Origin of the sequence: Pseudomonas sp. BJa3 (assembly GCF_026343815.1) — a bacterium.
Classification (GTDB): domain Bacteria; phylum Pseudomonadota; class Gammaproteobacteria; order Pseudomonadales; family Pseudomonadaceae; genus Aquipseudomonas; species Aquipseudomonas soli.
In genome coordinates this window covers 1-234 of record NZ_JAOXMC010000560.1, presented here as the reverse complement: position 1 = coordinate 234, position 234 = coordinate 1, and the positions used below count along the sequence as shown (strand labels likewise).

Genomic DNA, 234 nt, shown 5'->3' with positions numbered 1-234 from the left:
TCGCGGGCGGGCCGATGGCTATGCCCCGGCACGCAACCGGTTGGAAGAGACCAAGCCCCACCGCGGCGACCTTGCCCGCCAGCCCGACACTCACCGCCAACTGCACTGGGCCCAGGCCAAGGTCTACGCCTGGCTGCTGGGCCAGGCGCGGCAGTTGCCGGCGATCGACGTGGCGCTGGACTATCTGGACGTCGACAGCGATGGCCAGACCGTGATCAATGAGCATTATGGCGC

At 68.4% G+C, this 234-nt stretch carries 1 pseudogene; it reads left to right on the top strand.

Annotated elements, in window-relative coordinates:
- Positions 1-234, top strand: a pseudogene (locus tag OH705_RS28780) (ATP-dependent DNA helicase); the annotation flags it as partial.